This window comes from Pigmentiphaga litoralis, assembly GCF_014651835.1.
GTDB lineage: Bacteria > Pseudomonadota > Gammaproteobacteria > Burkholderiales > Burkholderiaceae_B > Pigmentiphaga > Pigmentiphaga litoralis.
Genome location: NZ_BMXQ01000001.1, coordinates 2,508,318 through 2,524,507, shown reverse-complemented (window position 1 = coordinate 2,524,507; position 16,190 = coordinate 2,508,318). Strand labels below are relative to the sequence as shown.

The 16,190-nt window shown below is 66.4% G+C and carries 14 protein-coding genes; 11 read left to right on the top strand and 3 right to left on the bottom strand.

The features are described from left to right. The first annotated feature begins 37 nt into the window (after window positions 1-37). The 3 genes from IE116_RS11415 (at window position 38) to IE116_RS11405 (ending at window position 3,490) form a co-directional block, all read left to right on the top strand. Window positions 38-1,015, top strand: coding sequence for a Bug family tripartite tricarboxylate transporter substrate binding protein (locus IE116_RS11415; protein ID WP_229828107.1), 978 nt, complete (start codon window positions 38-40; stop codon window positions 1,013-1,015). A 67-nt stretch (window positions 1,016-1,082) separates the two neighbouring features. Continuing rightward, window positions 1,083-1,922, top strand: a complete 840-nt coding sequence (locus IE116_RS11410; RefSeq protein ID WP_189612518.1) for a sulfite exporter TauE/SafE family protein — start codon at window positions 1,083-1,085, stop codon at window positions 1,920-1,922. Window positions 1,923-2,059: 137 nt separating this feature from the next. Beyond that, a complete protein-coding gene (locus IE116_RS11405) occupies window positions 2,060-3,490 on the top strand; it encodes an amidohydrolase family protein (RefSeq protein ID WP_189612515.1) in 1,431 nt (476 codons plus the stop codon). A gap of 21 nt (window positions 3,491-3,511) precedes the next feature. On the opposite strand, the gene IE116_RS11400 is transcribed toward IE116_RS11405, so the two are convergent. Together IE116_RS11400 and IE116_RS11395 are read right to left on the bottom strand one after the other, a co-directional pair. Further along, window positions 3,512-4,756 (bottom strand): multidrug effflux MFS transporter, encoded by a 1,245-nt coding sequence (locus tag IE116_RS11400; RefSeq protein ID WP_189612513.1) that lies wholly within the window; start codon window positions 4,754-4,756, stop codon window positions 3,512-3,514. A gap of 41 nt (window positions 4,757-4,797) precedes the next feature. Further along, window positions 4,798-6,063, bottom strand: a complete 1,266-nt coding sequence (locus tag IE116_RS11395; protein WP_189612510.1) for a lipoprotein-releasing ABC transporter permease subunit — start codon at window positions 6,061-6,063, stop codon at window positions 4,798-4,800. Between the two features lie 146 nt (window positions 6,064-6,209). On the opposite strand from IE116_RS11395, the gene IE116_RS11390 reads away from it, so the two are divergent. From IE116_RS11390 to IE116_RS11355, 8 genes are all read left to right on the top strand, one after another. Then, window positions 6,210-7,337 carry an alpha/beta hydrolase family protein gene (locus IE116_RS11390; protein ID WP_229828106.1) on the top strand — a complete coding sequence of 376 codons (1,128 nt, stop codon included), beginning with the start codon at window positions 6,210-6,212 and terminating at the stop codon, window positions 7,335-7,337. 31 nt (window positions 7,338-7,368) lie between these two features. Further along, window positions 7,369-8,529, top strand: coding sequence for a glycine cleavage system aminomethyltransferase GcvT (gene gcvT, locus IE116_RS11385; RefSeq protein ID WP_189612508.1), 1,161 nt, complete (start codon window positions 7,369-7,371; stop codon window positions 8,527-8,529). A gap of 56 nt (window positions 8,530-8,585) precedes the next feature. Then, complete coding sequence (gcvH, locus tag IE116_RS11380; RefSeq protein WP_189612507.1) at window positions 8,586-8,966, top strand: glycine cleavage system protein GcvH; 381 nt, start codon at window positions 8,586-8,588, stop codon at window positions 8,964-8,966. Window positions 8,967-9,059: 93 nt separating this feature from the next. Next, the gene (locus tag IE116_RS11375) at window positions 9,060-9,563 is read left to right on the top strand and encodes a hypothetical protein (protein WP_189612505.1); all 504 of its coding nucleotides are present in this window, start codon (window positions 9,060-9,062) and stop codon (window positions 9,561-9,563) included. 90 nt (window positions 9,564-9,653) lie between these two features. Next, window positions 9,654-10,898: a TolC family protein gene (locus IE116_RS11370; RefSeq protein WP_189612503.1), complete on the top strand. Its 1,245-nt coding sequence runs from the start codon at window positions 9,654-9,656 to the stop codon at window positions 10,896-10,898. Then, window positions 10,898-12,049: an efflux RND transporter periplasmic adaptor subunit gene (locus tag IE116_RS11365; protein ID WP_189614570.1), complete on the top strand. Its 1,152-nt coding sequence runs from the start codon at window positions 10,898-10,900 to the stop codon at window positions 12,047-12,049. The genes IE116_RS11370 and IE116_RS11365 overlap by 1 nt, the downstream gene beginning before the upstream one ends. Before the next feature lie 4 nt (window positions 12,050-12,053). Continuing rightward, complete coding sequence (locus tag IE116_RS11360) at window positions 12,054-15,155, top strand: efflux RND transporter permease subunit (RefSeq protein WP_189612501.1); 3,102 nt, start codon at window positions 12,054-12,056, stop codon at window positions 15,153-15,155. A gap of 11 nt (window positions 15,156-15,166) precedes the next feature. Continuing rightward, on the top strand, window positions 15,167-15,493 hold the full coding sequence (locus IE116_RS11355; protein ID WP_189612499.1) for a P-II family nitrogen regulator: 327 nt from the start codon (window positions 15,167-15,169) through the stop codon (window positions 15,491-15,493). 127 nt (window positions 15,494-15,620) lie between these two features. Here IE116_RS11355 and IE116_RS11350 read toward each other — a convergent pair whose 3' ends face one another. Beyond that, window positions 15,621-16,109 (bottom strand): dihydrofolate reductase, encoded by a 489-nt coding sequence (locus IE116_RS11350; RefSeq protein WP_189612496.1) that lies wholly within the window; start codon window positions 16,107-16,109, stop codon window positions 15,621-15,623. Window positions 16,110-16,190: the final 81 nt, after the last annotated feature.

The following is a 16,190-nucleotide window of genomic DNA, read 5'->3' as shown; positions in this document are numbered from 1 at the left end:
CTGGAAATCCACTCGGGCGTGAATCATGCAAAAGCCAATGGTACTGATAAAGATCCTCCTGGGCAGCCTCGTGGCTGTCGTATCGCATGCCGGTGTCGCGCAGACCGCGGCCTATCCGTCGTCGCCCATCACGGTTGTGGTGCCATTCGCACCAGGAGGCAGCGTCGACGTGGCCGCCCGCATCGTCATGCCGCGCCTGGCCGAACGCCTGAAGCAGCCGATCGTGGTCGAGAACGTCGTGGGCGCATCGGGCACGATTGCCACGCAGCGGGTCATCCGCGCCAGGCCCGACGGCTACACCTTGCTGTTCGCGGTGGCCAGCCCGGTGACCGTGGCGCCGCTGGTGTCGCCCAACACTTTCAAGTACGACGGCCTGAAGGAACTCATGCCGATCGCGCCGGTGGCATCGTCGGCCTTCGTGCTGGTCGCGCGCCCCACGCTGCCGGTTGATTCGGCCGATGGCCTGGTCAAGCTGGCGCGCAGTCAGCCCGGCAAGCTCAATTGCGGCACCGATGGCGTCGGCACCTCGCTGCACATCACCGCGGAAATGATCAAGCAGATGGCCAGCATCGACATCATGCACGTGCCCTACAAGTCGGGCCCGCAGGTGCTGACCGAACTGGCCGGCGGGCAGATCGATCTGGCCGTGCTGCCGGTGGGCCTCGCGCAGAACTTCATTCGCGACAACAAGGTGAAAGCCATCGGCGTGACATCGCAGGCGCGCTGGGAAGGCTTGCCCAAGGTGCCCAGCCTGTCCGAGACGGCCGAGTTCAAGTCCATGAATGTGGATTCCTGGCAGGGTCTGATGGCGCCTGCGCATACCGACGCCGCCATCGTCGACCGCATCGCCAGGGAACTGGCCGCGGTCCACACCGAACCGGAACTCAAGCGCAAGCTGGCCGATGCCGGTTTTGCGCCGATGGACATGGCCCCGGCTGCGTTCGCCACGTACCTGGCGCGTGAAAAACAGATGCTGTCCACGGTGATCAACACCGCCGGCATCCGAATGGACTGATCCCTTACCTGATGTGGATGCCGATGCCGAAACCCCTTTCACTGCGTTGCCTGTCTGAAGGCCAGTCATGAGCGCCCTGGTGCTTGCGCTGATTGTGGTTGCGGGGCTGGCGGTGGGCGCGACCAGCATCGGCGGGATCCTGGTTGTGCCGGTGCTGACGACGCTGGCCGGACTGCCGGTGGCGCAGGCCGTGCCCGCGTCGACCTTCGGTTTCCTGTTCACCGGCATTGCCGCGATGGTGTGGCTGCGGCGGCGGCAGGCAAGGGAGGCTGCAGGCATTGATGCAGCGGCCGGCAACGGGGCCGGCGTCCTGGCCGCAGACCGTACAAGGCCGCGTGCCCCGGGCGCTGCCTTGACCGGGCCGCAACCCATGGCGCTGTACGGCTGGGCCTTGCTTGGCGCCGCCCTGGGCGCGCTGACTCTGCAGTGGCTGCCGTCGACCGCCGCGCAGCTGGGCGTGGCGGCGCTGGCCATCGTGTCGGGCTGTCAGACGCTGCTGGCCCGCAAGGCCAGGGCGGAAGGCGCCATGCCCGCGGCCTTGCACGGCCGCGCTGCGGTGGCGGCGCTGGGCCTGGTGGTGGGTTGCGGATCGGCCTGGTCCGGCACGGGCGGCCCGGTCATTCTGCTTCCGCTGCTGATGTGTGTCGGCGCGCCGACACGCTTGTCGATTGCCTGGGCGCAGGGCATCCAGCTGCCGATCGCGTTGTCGGCCACCGCGGTCAACCTGGCGACGGGGCAGCTCGACCTGCGGCTGGGCCTGGTCCTGGGCGCGTTGCTCGTTCTGGGCTGGGTGGCGGGCACGGCCATCGCCGCGCGCATGCCGACGCGTGTGCTGAAGGTGGGGGTGGCGGTCGCGCTGATCGCCGTCGGTCTGGCGTACTGCCTGCGCAGTGTGCTGACGGCTTAGGAGGGTGGTCGGACGGGACGACGGCCGCGTGGCGCGTTGGCCGCGGCGTCCGTCTCGCCGCCTGGCCTGAACAATGTGATGCATGACGGCGGCGCTTGCGCCTGTACGGCCGCCTCCGACGAATTCTGGAAAACACGATGACTTCATACGAACCCACAGCCCGCGCATCCTCCGCCTCGTCAGCAGGATTGACCGCCTCCGCCCTGCTTGCCGACGAATTGCTGCTGGCCCCGGAATGGCTGCTGCTTCCCGACGGGCCGGTCCAGGGCATGGCCGTGCGGATCGCGCAGGGCGTGTTTGCCGAGATCGGTCCGGTGGAGCAGCTTCGCCAGGCTCATCCGGCGTTGACGATGCGCCTGCTGCCGGGTCGTCTGCTCATGCCGGGGTTTGTCGATGCGCACCATCACCTGACCCAGTCTTTCGGGAAGGCGCTGGCCTTTGGCGAGCCGTCGGAAATTTTCCGCCGCATCTGGGTGCCACTGGAAGGCAGCCTGGATGAAGAAAGCCTGTATCTGTCGGCCAAGCTGGCGTCGCTGGAAGCGCTGCGGGGCGGCTTTACGACCGTGTGCGACGCGGGGACGCGGGCGCAGCTGGGGCTGGAAGCGGTGGCCCGTGCCGCGAAAGACGTGGGTGTGCGGTGCGTACTGGGGCTGATCTGCAATGACGCGGGCGCCGAGGCGCAGCGCGATGCCTTGCTGCAGGCGGCCGAGCGGCATATCGATGTCTGGTCGGACGACGCACTGGTGCACCCGTCGCTGGCGATCTCGACCCCCGAAGCCGCCAGCGATGCGCAATTGACGGACGTCGCCCGCTTGAGCGCCGAGCGCGGCGTGGTGTTCCAGACGCACGTGAACGAGCATCTGGCGTCGGTCGAACGGTCGCTGGTGGCGCGCGGGTTGCGGCCGCTGGAGCACCTGGACAGCGTCGGGGCACTCGGGCCGCACACCTTGGTTGCGCATGCCACGCTGGTCACGCCCTACGAAATGCGCCTGCTCAAGGAGACCGACACCGCCGTCAGCTACAACCCGGTCGCCAGCGTCTGGAAGGGCAACGCGGTGGCCGATGCGGTCACGATGTCTGCGATGGGCATCCGGGTCGGCCTGGGCACCGACGGCACGCGCAGTGACGGCTTCCGCCTGATGGACGCTGCGGAGACGAATCAACGGCTGGCGTTCGGCCTGATGCGCGGCGATTCGTCGGCGGGCGGCGGAGCGCTGTGGCTGGAGCAGGCGACGGCAGGCGGGGCCGATGTCGCCGGATTGGGCCACCGCACCGGGCGGATCGCTCAAGGCCTGGCGGCGGACTTCCTGCTGGTCGACATGGACGTGCCGGAAATGCTGCCGTCGTGGGACATGAGCTGGGAACTGGTGCGCCTGGCCAACCGGGACCAGATCGACGCCGTGTTCGTCAACGGCGCCCTGCGCCTGTGGCAGGGCTGGCCGGTGGACTGGGACGCCCGTGCCCTGATGGCAGAGGTGCGCCGGATTGCGGCCACGGCCGTCGCCAAGGCGCCGATCCAGAAAATCCACCCGCTGTCGGCAGCGTATCGGGCGTCAGTGCGGCGCTAGACGCCGGGCGGCGGGTTGCGTTTACGCCGGCGTTGCCTTGGCCAGCGCCGGCTTCAACATCCACAGATATACGATCGCCGCAGCGGCGGCGCACAGCAGCATCGTGCCGGTCATGGCGATCGCGCTTTTGCCGTCATACAAGGCGGCCACCAGGCCGCTGGCGGCCGCGCCGCAAGCCATCTGGATCGCACGCAGCACCGCCGACGCGACCCCGGCCGTGCGGCCCATGGGCTGCAACGCGCCGTGCGTGGAATTGGGCATGACGATGCCCAGCGAAAAGGTCGTGACCGCGATCAAGGGCACCAGGGCCGGCACGGTCAGGTCACCGGTCAGCGTCAGCACCACCAGGACCAGGGGGGACAGCACCAGCAGCGCCATGGCGGTGCGAAACAGCATCTTCGGACTCATCTCGCGCGTGGCTGCCCAGCCGTTCACGGACGAGCCCACCACCATCGCGCCCGCCGTGATCGCAAAGATCAGGCTGTAGGCCCCGGTCGACAGGCCCATATTGGCCATCAGCACCAGCGGCGAACCCGAGATGTAGGCGAACATGGCCGCAAAGGTCAGTCCGTTCACCAGCGCAAAACCCAGAAAGATGCGGTGGCTGAGCACGTTGCGGTAGTTGCGCAGGATGTCGCGCGGGCGCAGGCTGCTGCGCTGGCCGGGCCTGGCGCTTTCGCCGAACGACCAGAAAGCCACCCCGAAAATGATGGCGCCGGCCAGGCTCAGCGCGCCGTAGATCTCGCGCCAGCCGCTCAGGGCCATGATGCCCGCGCCGAGCGCCGGGGCAATGATGGGGCCGATGCCGAGCACCAGGCTGACATAAGACATGCGAGCGCGCGCCTGCGCGCCGCTGAACAGGTCGCGCACGATCACCACCGGCAGCATGGCGCCGGCCCCCGCGCCGATGCCTTGCAGCACCCGAAAGGCCAGCAAGGAACCGATGGAAGGCGCCATGGCGCAGCCCAGGCCGGCCACCGTAAAGACCGCCAGGCCCCACAGCAGGATGGGCCGGCGGCCGAACCGGTCGGCCATCGGTCCAAGCACCAGCGGCGCCATGGCAAATCCCAGCAGGAACAGGCTGAGCGTCATGGTGGCCTGGTTGGCGGTGGCCTTCAGGCTGTCCTGGACCTGGCCCAGACCCGGCAGGCCCATGTCGATGGACAGCGGAGGCAGGGCCGCCAGCGCGCCCAGGAACAGGATGAACGCGGTGGTGGCCGGATCGATGGCGGCGCGGGGCGTGCGCGAAGGCGGGGTGTCAGGCATGAAAGGATTCTCGACGCTTGGGGTCGGTGCAGACCCGATATCTAGGATTCCCGCAGTGCCTGCGCCGGCCGCACACGCGCCGCGCTCCAGCTGGGATATAGCGTCGCGACAAACGCCAGCAAGACCGCAAACCCGCCGATCAGGCCGACGTCATGCCACCGCAGTTCAGACGGCAGTTCGGTGATCAGGTAGATGCTCTGGTTCAGGAACTGCACGTTCAGCAGTCGTTCGATGAACGGGATGACCGTATGGATGTTCAGCGCGAGCAGGGTGCCGAGCAGCACGCCCGACACGGTCCCGACCAGCCCGACCACCGCGCCCTGGATCACGAAGATCTTCATGATCGATCCGGGCGTTGCGCCCAGCGTGCGCAAGATCGCGATGTCGGCCTGCTTGTCTTTTACGGTCATGACCAGGGTGGATACCAGATTGAACGCCGCCACCGCGATGATCAGCGCAAGGATCAGGAACATCATGCGTTTCTGCGTCTTGACGGCCGCGAACCACGTGGCGTTCTGCTGGGTCCAGTTGCGCAGGTAGATGCTGGGCGGCAGGTCGGCCGCCAGTTGCCGGGCCACCTCGGGCGCCTGCAGCACGTCGCGGATCCGCAGCCGCACGCCGCTGGGGGCGGGCTGGTGAAACAGGGTCTGGGCATCCTGGATATGGATGTAGGCCAAAGACGAATCGAATTCGAAATGCCCGGCGCTGAAGACGCCCGCCACGTTCAGCTGCGTAAGCTGGGGCAGGGCGCGTGACTGCAGCGACTGTCCGTCGGTCGCCATCATGGTGACGGAATCGCCCACCTTCACCGACAGGGCCGACGCCAGTTCCGACCCCAGGATCACATTGAATTGACCAGGCTGGAGCACGTCCAGCGTGCCCTGCTTGAGGGTGTTCACGATGTCGGTGACCTTGGGTTCTTCGGAAGGCAGGATGCCGCGCATCACTACGCCGCGCAGGGTGGTGCCGCGGGTCAGCAGCACCTGGCCGTCCAGGAAGGGCGCCGCGCCGCGGACTTCGGGATTGCGCTCGGCAAAGCGGGCCAGTTCCTGCCAGTTGGGCGACACGCCAGCCCGGTCGACGATTTCGATGTGTGCCACAACGGCCAGCATGCGATCGCGCACGACGGTCTGGAAACCGTTCATGACCGACAGCACGGTGATCAGCGCGGCCACGCCCAGGGCGATGCCCAACATCGAGGTCAACGCAATGAACGAGATGAAGGAATCCCGGCCGCTGCGCCGGCCTGCCCGCGTGTAGCGCAGCCCCACCGCCCATTCGTAGGGCACATTCTTCAACCAGCTCAACTCGGACTCCCGGAAAGAGGGTGCAGTGTGCCACAGGGCGCATCCCGCCCGGTGGGTGGCGCGGGCTTGTCGCCGCGGCGGTGCGCCGATAGACTGACCCCACGATCCCCGCCGCAACGACGCCGGGGCGCATCGCAGGAGACACAATGACCTTGCCCACCCGGACCACCCCGTCCAGTTCCCATTCCCGTTTTCGTCGTCATGCCCATGCCTTGCCCGGCCGCCCGGCCCTGTCCACGCTGGCGCGCTGGCTCGCGGGCGCCGCGGTGGTTGGCGGCCTGCAGGCCTGCGCGCCCGGCATGACTTCCGGCCAGAACAGCCTGTCGCCGGACGCGCCGTTGACCCTGGCCCGCCAGGGCAGCTTCTTCCTGGGTGGCAGGGAAGTCACGTCCGACACGCTGTCGACCCTGCCTGCCTACGCGCCCTCCGGCACGATCACGGTCGAGCAGATGTATGTCCGCTACCAGGTGCCGGTCAACCCGCGTCCCTTGTCGCTGGCGCTGGTGCACGGCTGCTGCCTGACCGGCAAGACCTGGGAAAGCACGCCGGACGGGCGGATGGGCTGGGACGAGTACTTCGTGCGCAGCGGCTTTCCAACCTACGTGGTCGACCAGGCCGCGCGCGGACGATCGGCAGCCACGCCGGCCGCCATCAATGCGGTGAAGATGGGCAAGGCGCCGGTATCCACCCTGCCCACGGTCTACTCGGTCGGTCATGCCGATGCGTGGATGGTGTTCCGGTTCGGCGCGACCTATCCGCAGGTGTTCCCGGGCCTGCGCTTCCCGCTCGAGGCCCAGAACGAGTTCTGGAAGCAGATGGTGCCGGACTGGATCAACACCCTGCCGACCCCCAATCCGACCGTGCCGGCGCTGTCTGAGCTGGCCAGGCGGGTCAAGAATACGGTGCTGGTCAGCCATTCGCAGTCCGGGATCTACCCTTTCCAGACCGCGGCGCTGGACCGTGACGGCATTGCGGGCATCGTGTCGATCGAGCCGGGCACCTGCCCCGCAGCCAATGGTGACCTGAAGCCGTACGCCGGCCTGCCCATCCTGGTGCTGTGGGGAGATTATGTCGACCTGTCGCCGCGCTGGGCGCCACGCTTCAAGGCGTGCCGCGAGTTCATCGAGGCGGTCAACAAGGTGGGCGGCAAGGCCGAGATGATTTCCTTGCCGGACCTCGGCATCAAGGGCAACTCGCACATGCTGATGCAGGACCGGAACAGCCTGGAACTGGCCGGGTGGCTGGTGGGCTGGCTGGATCGCAACGTGCGGTAATGCCGCGCCTACCGGGATGAGGGATGCCGCCATGAGCCTGCTGCCCCGCCGTTCTCCCCTGGCCAGCGAACATCGGGCGCTGGGCGCCCGGATGGTCGAGCATGAAGGCTGGAGCCTGCCGTGGTCCTACGGTCCCGACATCGACGAGCATCAGGCCGTGCGGCACACGGCCGGCATGTTCGACATCTCGCACCTGCTGGCGGTGGACGTGCAGGGGCGCGACGCGCGGACCTATCTGCGGTATGTCCTCGCCAACGATGTCGATGGCGTGCCTGGCGCGGGCGGGGCGCTGCTGTCTTGTCTGCTGTCGGACCAGGGCGGCATCATCGACCATCCCATGGTGTACCGCCTGGGCGCCGATGCCTGGCGGCTGGTCCTGAACGCCGGGTGCGCCGACGCCGCCGTGGCCTGGATGGACCATGTCCACCAGACGGGCGGCTGGCGGCTGGCGATCCAGCCGCGCCGCGACCTGGCCATGCTGGCGCTGCAGGGCCCCCACGCTGCCGAACGTTTCTGGGCGGCGCGCGCGGGCAGTCGGCCCCTGGCGGAGCCGCTGGCGCGCCGCACTTTCGTGGAATTTGGCAATCTGATGGTCGCGCATACCGGCTACACCGGAGAGGGCGGCTACGAGTGTTTCGGGCCGATCGATGCGGTCATCGAACTCTGGCGCGACCTGGTCGCGCTGGGCGTGCGGCCCTGTGGCCTGGCGGCGCGCGACAGCCTGCGGATCGAGGCCGGTCTGGTGCGGTACGGGCTGGACACCGACGCCGACGCGTCACCGTACGAGTCGAGCCTGGGCGACACCGTGTGCCGGCACGACGCGGCGCGTGACTTCATCGGACGGCGCGCGCTCGAGGCCCGGCCCGCGTCCTGTCGGCTGGCCGGGCTGATCGTGACCGATGCCGATGCGGATGAGCAGGCCGACGCCGACCTGCCGCCGCCGCAGGCGCCCCCCAGGGTTCGGCTGCCTGCCGTTCTGATTGCCGGGGAACCGGCCGAAGGGCGTGTCACCAGCCTGGCCCGGTCGCCAACGCTGGGCGTGCCGATCGCCCTGGCAAGGTTGCCGGACCGCGTGCCCGAAGGCACCTGGGCGCAGGTAGAGATGGGCGGCGTCTGGCGCAATGCGCGCGTTTGCGCGCTACCATTCGTCAGGCGCGGCCACGCCATTGCGCCTGCGCCGCCCCCGCTGTGACCCCGAATCGGTACATACCGAATACGAACTTCCGACCTCCCTTGCAAGGACCAATGATGCCCACGCCCTCCGACCGCCACTATGCCGTCACGCATGAATGGATCCGCACCGAAGACGATGTGATCGTGGTCGGGATCACCGACACCGCGCAAGACCGCCTGGGCGATCTGGTGTTCGTGGGGGATGTGAAGGTGGGCGCCCGCCTGGCCGCCGGTGACCCGGCCGGTGTCGTCGAATCCGTCAAGACGGCGTCGGACATCCACGCGCCGGTAACCGGAGTTGTCATCGCGTTCAACGATGCGCTGTCCGACAACCCCGGGCTGTTGAATGAGTCGCCGTACGAAACCTGGATCTTCAAGATGCGAGCGGAAAACCCTGACGACAGCGCAGGGTGGCTCGACGCGGCAGGCTACGAAGAAAGCGCCGGCATCCGATGAGCCAACCCCCGTTGGCCTAACGACAGCGCGGGTCCATCAGGGTTTGTAACAGGCCCGGATTGCAAATCGCCGTTCAGCCGTTAAAATGCTGCAATGCGATTCGTTCTCATCATATTCACACTGGTACTCATGCCGCTGCATCTGGCGTGGGCGTCTGCCGTGGATTGCCGGAACGCACACGAGTCGGTCGTCACCTTTTCGCCCACGTCGGTGGCCTTCGCAACCGGCGGCATGACTCAGCCTCCGTTTGGTCTCAGCGACCTCGCCGCCACGTCCGCCATCGACCTGACTGCCATGGCGTTGATGGCCGCCCAGTTCGACGACTGGGAATTCTTTGACGACGACACGCCGCATATCGTCGACCAGTTGTCGGCGCTCGATCTTCGCGACGTGAACATGGATCGCTTGGCCTGCCGCATGTCGACCGACACGTCGTCGGCCAGCGCCGGTCCGGTCGACCCGCACGAATTTGACCTGCCCATCCAGGGCGTGATCCATACCATCGTCAGCAGCCGCGTCATTGCGCCGGCTCGCCCCTCTCTCCCGTTGCCGGCCCCGGTGTTCCGCACCTATCGGCCGCCAATGGCGACGCTGTAATTCCGCTTCCTTAGTCGGGCCGGCGTCACGCCGCCCCTGCTTTTGCGCGCGACTTCTGTCGCCGTGCCTGTTCGTCCCTTGTTGATATCAATGAAACCGATCACCCTAGCATTTGCGGTGTGGCTGGGTTTCGCCACGCCCCAGGCGATGGCGGCCCAGCCCTATACGCTCGAACAACTCGTCAGCATTGCCCTGACGTCCAACGCCGGCGTCCGCTCGACCGCCGCCGGCGTCGATGCCGCCCGTGCCGGCATCACCACCGCGGGCGCCTATCCCAATCCGGAAATCGACTACCAGACCGGCCGCGCGTCGGCGCGCCAGACAGGCGGCGCCGCGGGTTCGCTCAACACCCTGTCGGTCACCCAGCGGATCGACCTGCCCAGCCAGCGCCTGCTGCGCACGCAGATTGCCGAACGCACCCTGGATGCCACCCTGGCCGGCCGCAACGTCTTCCTGACCAACCTGGTCGCGTCGGTCAAGCAGGCGTACTACGAAACGCTGCGGCGCGAAGCCGAATTCCGCGCCGCCGAAGAAGACCTGGCGCTGATGCAGCAGATCTACGATCGCGTGCAGGTGCGGGTGGACGTGGGCGATGCGCCGCGCGGCGAATCGATCCGCGCCGAGACCGAACTGCTCAATGCCCAGAAGAACAGCCAGAGCGCCTTGCTGAGGGTGAACCGGGCCAAGTCCTTCCTGCGCCAGCAGGTCGGGGGCGGGCTGCCGCTCAGCTTTGCGGTCGAAGGCGGGCTGGGACTGCGCGCACCGCAGATTCCGCCACTTGAGGACCTGCGGGCGTCGATGTTGTCGATCAACCCCGAACTGCGTCAGCTGCGCCTGGAACTGGAACGCGCCAACGTGGCCGTGGACTACGAACGCGCGCTGAACCGGCCCACGTTCGCCATCCGCGCGTCGACCGAGCGTGAACCCGATGTGCAGAACACCCGGGTGGGCCTGGTGGTCAGCGTGCCGCTGTGGGACCGCCGCCAGGGTCCGATCGCCGAAGCCGCCGCGCGCCTGATCCAGGTGCGCACGATGGTCGAAGGGCGCGAGTTCGCCCTGAGCCAGGAACTGGAAGCCGCGTATCAGCAGTTCCAGATCGCCGCCGCCCAGGTGGAAGCGCTGGAATCGGGCATCGTGCGTCAGGCCGAGGCCTCGCTGCGGGTGTCGGAAGCCGCCTACCGCTTTGGCGAACGCGGCATCCTGGAATACATCGACGCCCAGCGCGTGCTGCGTGTCGCGCGCACCGACCTCATCGCCGCGCGTTTCGATCTGCAGCTGGCCGCCATTGACATCGAGCGTCTGCTCGCCCCCACTTCCGATTCAGGTCAACCATGATGAAGCACTCCCTTTCCCTCTCCGCGTCCCTGGTCGCCCTGGCGATCCTGTTGAGCGCATGCGGCGACAAGGCGCCGGAAACCGCTGCGCCGGCCGCGCCGGCCGCCGACCCTGCGATTGTGACGGCCGATGAGGCCATGGCGTCGCGGATCAAGCTCGCGACGATCACCAAGCAGCCCTTTGGCGAAATGCTGCGTGTCAGCGGCCGGATCGACTTCGACATCGAACGTGTCGCGCGCATTGGCGCTACCGTGACTGGCCGAGTCACCGAAATCAAGGCGGAGCTGGGCCAGGCGGTCAAGGCAGGCGATGTCCTTGCCCGTCTGCACAGCAGCGAACTGGGCACCGCGCAACTGGCCTACCTGAAGGCCCAGGCGCAAAACGAATTGCAGGCCAACAACCGTGAACGCGCCCGACAGCTGTTTGCCGCCGACGTGATCGGCCGCGGCGAACTGCAAAAGCGGGAAAATGAATACAGCGTGGCCGCCGCCGAGCGGCGTGCTGCGCGCGACCAGCTGAACGTGCTGGGGGTGTCCGATGCGGTCATCAACCGCCTGGGCACCGACGGGCAGATCAGCTCGTTCTCGCCAGTGGTGTCGACCATGCGCGGCTCGGTGGTCGAACTGAACGTGTCGATCGGCCAGGTGGTGCAACCGGCGCAGGCCCTGTTCACCGTGGCCGACCTGTCGCGGGTGTGGGCCGTGGCCGAAGTGCCCGAAGCGCAGGCCGACCTGGTTGCGCAAGGTCAGACGACCGAGATCGAAGTGCCTGCGCTGGGCAACACCAAGTTCACCGGCAAGCTGATCTATGTCGGCCAGATCGTCAACCCGACGACCCGGACGGTGCTGGTGCGCACCTCGCTTGAAAACCCGGAAGGGCGTCTGAAGCCGGCCATGCTGGCCAGCATGCTGATCGCCAGCCGGCCCAGCGACAAGGTGGTCGTGGCCAATTCGGCAGTGGTCCGTTCGGACGACAAGGACATGGTGTACGTCGAAACCAAGCCTGGCACCTACCGTGCAACCGAAGTCACCCTGGGTCAGAGCTACAACGGCACTCGCGTGGTGCAGGCCGGTGTGCGGGAAGGCGACAAAGTCGTCGTCGAGGGCGCGTTCCATCTGAATAGCCAACGCACCGGCATCGCCCAGGAGTAGTCGCATGCTAGAAAAGATAATCCGCGTTGCCCTGCAACAGCGGTTGATCGTGATCGTCCTCGCGGTGATCGCGTTGGCGGTCGGCCTCGATGCGACGCGCAAGCTGTCCATCGATGCCTACCCCGACGTGACCAACGTGCAGGTCCAGATCGCGACTGAGGCGCCTGGGCGATCGCCCGAAGAAGTCGAGCGCTTCGTGACCGTGCCCGTCGAGATCGCGATGACCGGGCTGCCCGGCATCGAGGAAATGCGTTCGCTGAACAAGCCGGGCCTGTCGCTGATCACTCTGGTGTTCACCGACGCGACCGACGTGTATTTCGCGCGGCAACTGGTCATGGAACGGCTGATCGAGGTCGCTTCGCGCATGCCCACGGGCGTGACGCCGGTGCTCGGTCCGGTCTCGACCGGCCTGGGGGAGGTCTTCCAATACACGCTCGACAAGCCCGACGACGGCGACAAGGAGTTGTCGGTCGAAGAATTGACCAGGCGGCGCATCGCGCAGGACTGGGTCGTGCGTCCGCTGCTGCGTTCCATTCCGCAGGTAGCGGAAATCAACTCGCAAGGCGGTTACGTCAAGCAGTACCAGGCCCTGATGAATCCGGACCGGATGAATCACTACGGCATCTCGATCTCGCAGGTTTATGAGGCCCTGGCGCGCAACAACGCCAACTCGGGCGGAGGCATTCTGCCGCGCTTTGCCGAGCAGTATCTGATCCGCGGCGTCGGCCTGATCGAAACGCTTGAAGACATCGGCAACATCGTGCTGACCGAATCGAATGGCACGCCTGTCTACATGCGCGACGTGGCCGAAATCACGATTGGTCACGAAGTCCGCTACGGCGCAGTCGTCAAGAACGGCGTGACCGAGGCGGTCGGTGGCATCGTAATGATGATGCGTGGCGGCAATGCCAAGGAAGTGGTGTCCCGGGTCAAGGCGCGGGTGGCCGAGATCAACAGCCAGGGCATGCTGCCCGACGGGCTGCAGATCGTGTCCTACTACGATCGAAGCGAACTGGTCGACGCCGCGCTCTGGACCGTGACCAAGGTGTTGCTCGAAGGGATCGCATTGGTCGTGGTCGTGCTCTTCCTGTTCCTTGGGGATCTGCGATCGTCCGTCATCGTGATTACGACGCTCATCCTGACGCCACTGCTGACCTTCTTTGCCATGAACCAGTTCGGGATCTCGGCCAACCTGATGTCGTTGGGGGGGCTTGCCGTTGCGATTGGTCTGATGGTGGACGGGCCGGCCGTGGTGGTCGAGAACGCCTTCGGCCACCTGGGGCGCCCGCGGGAACCGGGGGACAGCAAGATCCGCGTCATTCTGCGTTCGGTGACCGAAGTCGCGACCCCGGTCGTGTTCGGTATCTGCGTCATCATCCTGGTGTTCCTGCCGCTGATGACCCTGCAGGGCATGGAAGGCAAGATGTTTGCGCCGCTGGCTTACACCATCGCCATCGCGCTGGGCATCTCGGTGGTGTTGTCCATGACGCTGGCGCCGGTGGTCTCCTCCTACGTGTTGAAGGGCGGCGCCGAGCACGATACGCGCGTCATCGCGATGATGAAAAAGCCCTACCTGCGTCTGTTGGCCTGGGCTGTCCGGAACGCCAAGAAAACGGTGGTGCTGGCCGTCCTGCTGTTCCTGAGCTCGCTGGCGCTGGTGCCAATGCTGGGCACGGCCTTCATTCCCGAAATGAAGGAAGGGTCGATCGTGCCGTCGATCAACCGCGTGCCGAATATCTCGCTTGAAGAGTCGATCAAGCTGGAAATGCAGGCCATGAAGCTGATCATGCAGGTGCCCGGCGTCAAGTCGGCGGTGTCGGGCGTGGGTCGTGGCGAAAGCCCGGCTGATCCTCAATCGCAGAACGAGTCGACCCCGGTCGTCAGCCTGAAGCCGCGCGATGAATGGCCCGACGGATGGACGCAGGACACCATCGCCGCCGAAATTCAGAAGGCGCTGAAGGTGATCCCGAGTGCGCAGGTCGTCATGGCCCAGCCGATTTCCGATCGGGTGGACGAAATGGTGACGGGCGTCCGGTCCGACGTGGCCGTGAAGGTCTTCGGTGAAGACCTTGGACGCCTGCGCGCGAAGGCAAACGAAATCGCCAAGGTCGCGAACAGCATCAGCGGCGCGCGCGATGTGCGGGTCGAGTTGATCAGCGGGCAGCAATACCTGTCGATCGAAATCGACCGGCGCGCCATCGCCCGTTACGGCCTGAACGTGTCCGACGTGCATGACGTCATCGAAATCGCGATCGCGGGCAAGAACGCGACCGAGATCTTCGAAGGCGAGCGGCGCTTCAACGCCGCGGTGCGTCTGCCCGAGTCCTTCCGCGGCAACGTGTCGGCCATCCGCGACCTGCTGGTGACGACGCCGCGTGGCGTGCGCGTGCCAATGGACAGCCTGGCCAAGATCGAGGTGCTGGACGGTCCGGCGCAGATAAGCCGCGAAGGCGGCAAGCGCCGCATCGTGGTCGCGATCAACGTGGCTGACCGCGACCTGGGCGGCTTCGTGGCCGAACTGCAGCAGGCCGTGCAGACTCAGGTGCAGTTGCCTGTCGGCTACTACCTGGAGTGGGGCGGCACCTTCCAGAACATGGAACGGGCGCTGGGCCACATGACGATCATCGTACCGATCACGGTCGCGGCGATCTTCTTCCTGCTGTTCCTGCTGTTCAAATCCGTGCGCTACGCCACGCTGATCATCACGGTGCTGCCGTTTGCATCGATCGGCGGGATCTTCGGCCTGTTCGTCACGGGCGAATACCTGTCGGTGCCCGCATCGGTCGGGTTCATCGCGCTGTGGGGGATCGCCGTGTTGAACGGGGTGGTGATGGTGTCCTACATCCGCGGCCTGCGGATGGAGGGCAAGTCGCTCGATGAGTCGGTGCTGCAAGGCGCGACCATGCGATTCCGGCCGGTCATGATGACCGCCACGGTCGCCATGTTGGGCCTGATTCCTTTCCTGTTCGCTACCGGACCGGGATCGGAAGTCCAGCGTCCGCTGGCCGTGGTGGTGATTGGCGGTCTGATTACCTCGACATTGTTGACGTTGCTCATGCTTCCGACCCTGTACAAGTGGTTCGATGAAGAAGGCAAAGAGGCTTAAGGAGAGCTTTCATGAAAGAGATCAAGGCAATCATTCGCCCCAATCGGCTTGCTGACGTCCGCGAGGCCTTGCGCCACGTGCATGGCTTTCCGGGTATGACCGTGTCCAAGGTCGAGGGCTGCAGTTCGCCCACGCGCAACCCGCCGACAAACCACAAGCAGGAGCTGCTGGACTATTCGCCTAAGGTGCGGGTCGAGATCGTGGCCGATGACGAGCACGTGGATGCGTTGCGCGCCGCGATCATTCAAGCCGGCACGACACGTCACGTAGGCGACGGGGTGGTTTGGGTAACGCCCGTAGAGTCGTTCGACTACCTGTGGAAGCCGGCAGGGCAGTGATCACGGGGCGGCGTGAGGTGACGCCTGCCTAGTGTGACGCCTGCCTGGTGTGACGCCTGCCTGATGTGACAAGGGAGACCCGCGGGTCTCCCTTTTTAATGCGTCAGCGACAGATCGACGCGCCGGCTCAGGTGAGCCGGCGATACGTCACGAAGTCATAACGCAGGCCGTCTTCTTCCGGTTGCGCCTCGCGCGCCACTTCTTCCCAGTCAGCTTGTGGCAGGGGCGGAAAGAACGCGTCGCCTTCGGTCTCCACGTCCACTTCCGTGGCGATCAGCTGCGTCGCGCCCGGCAGCGCCTCGCCATAGATCTGCGCGCCGCCGATCACGAACGCATGCGGCGCGTCGCCGCACGCTGCTAGGGCGTCGGCCAGGCTGCTCACCACCACCGCGCCGTCGGCTACATAGGCAGGGTTGCGGGTGATGACGATGTTGGTGCGGCCAGGCAGCGGACGTCCCAGTGATTCCCAGGTCTTGCGGCCCATCAGGATAGGCTGGCCCAGCGTCGTGCGCTTGAAGTGGGCGAGGTCGCCGCGCAGACGCCACGGCAGTTGATTGTCGCGCCCGATCACGCGGTTGCGTGAGTAGGCGACGATGAGCGAATACGGTGTGGCCATGGTGCGTTCCGGGCGTAAAGGCAAAGCGCGAATCTAGCACGCTGGCGACAAGATCCCTGCGGCGGCATCCCCGGCGCGGCG